The organism is Mycobacterium colombiense (assembly GCF_001672755.1).
GTDB lineage: Bacteria > Actinomycetota > Actinomycetes > Mycobacteriales > Mycobacteriaceae > Mycobacterium > Mycobacterium colombiense_C.
In genome coordinates this window covers 1-1,596 of sequence record NZ_LZKI01000087.1, presented here as the reverse complement: position 1 = coordinate 1,596, position 1,596 = coordinate 1, and the positions used below count along the sequence as shown (strand labels likewise).

Annotated in this window: 1 protein-coding gene; it reads right to left on the bottom strand. The window is 65.4% G+C overall.

Going from position 1 to position 1,596, the window contains the following annotated elements; translation table 11 throughout:
* The coding region (locus A5708_RS13240) for a multifunctional oxoglutarate decarboxylase/oxoglutarate dehydrogenase thiamine pyrophosphate-binding subunit/dihydrolipoyllysine-residue succinyltransferase subunit (protein ID WP_196772626.1) at nucleotides 1-1,596 on the bottom strand (1,596 nt) is incomplete at both ends.

The following is a 1,596-nucleotide window of genomic DNA, read 5'->3' as shown; positions in this document are numbered from 1 at the left end:
GGTCGACCGCCTCCAGGTGCGACGGGTTGGCGGTCAGCGACACCTGAATGTCGTTGTCGCCGAACATCTGTAGGTACACGCCGGTGGCGCCCAGGTGATACTTGACGTCACCGGAGCCGTGCGCCTGCGCCGGGTTGAGGTTGCCCTCGAATTCGCTGAAGATCTGCGAGTACGGCTTGCCGACGATGTTGGCCAGCACGTTGAGCCGGCCGCGGTGCGGCATCCCGATGACCACCTCGTCGAGCCCGTGCTCGGCGCACTGATCGATCGCCGCGTCCATCATCGGAATGATGCTTTCCGCGCCTTCCAGTGAAAATCGTTTCTGGCCAACGTATTTGGTCTGCAGGAAGGTTTCGAAGGCCTCGGCCGCGTTCAGCTTACTCAGGATGAACTTCTGCTCGGCCACCGTCGGTTTGACGTGCTTGGTCTCGACGCGCTGCTGCAGCCATTCCTGTTGCGACGGTTCGAGAATGTGGGTGTACTCCACGCCGATGTGGCGGCAGTAGGCGTCGCGCAGCAGACCCAGCACGTCGCGCAGTTTCTTGTATTCGCACCCGGCGAAGCCGTTGACCTTGAACACCCGGTCGAGGTCCCACAGCGTCAGGCCGTGGTTGAGAATCTCGAGATCGGGGTGGCTGCGGAACCGGCTGCCGTCCAACCGCAGCGGGTCGATGTCGGCCATCAGGTGACCGCGATTGCGGTAGGCCGCAATCAACTCCATCACCCGGGCGTTCTTGTCGACGATCGAGTCCGGGTTGTCGGTGCTCCAGCGCACCGGCAGGTACGGGTTGCCCAGCTCGCGGAAGATCTCGTCCCAGAAGGCGTCCGACAGCAGCATCTCGTGGATGGTGCGCAGGAAATCACCGGACTCCGCGCCCTGGATGATGCGGTGGTCGTAGGTGGAGGTCAGCGTGATCAGCTTGCCGATGCCCAGCTCGGCGATGCGCTCCTCGCTGGCGCCCTGGAACTCCGCGGGGTATTCCATGGCGCCGACGCCGATGATGGCGCCCTGGCCGCTCATCAGCCGCGGCACCGAGTGCACGGTGCCGATGGTGCCCGGGTTGGTCAGCGAAATCGTCACGCCCGCAAAGTCTTCGGCGGTCAGCTTGCCGTCACGAGCGCGTCGCACGATGTCTTCGTAGGCGGTGACGAACTGCGCGAAGCGCATGGTTTCGCAGCCCTTGATCCCGGCGACCACCAGGGAACGCTTGCCGTCCTTGCCCTGCAGGTCGATCGCCAGGCCGAGGTTGGTGTGCGCCGGCGTCACCGCGGTCGGCTTGCCGTCGACCTCGGCGTAATGCCGATTCATGTTCGGGAACTTCTTGATCGCCTGCACCAGCGCGTAGCCCAGCAGATGGGTGAATGAGATCTTGCCGCCGCGGGTGCGCTTGAGCTGGTTGTTGATGACGATCCGGTTGTCGATCATCAGCTTGGCCGGGACGGCGCGGACGCTGGTCGCCGTCGGCACGTCCAGCGACGCCGACATGTTCTTGACCACGGCCGCGGCGGCGCCGCGCAGCGTCTGCAGCTCGTCGCCTTCCGCCGGCGGGGGAGTGGGGGCTTTGGCCGGCCGCGCCGCGACCCCATTGCCGGCGG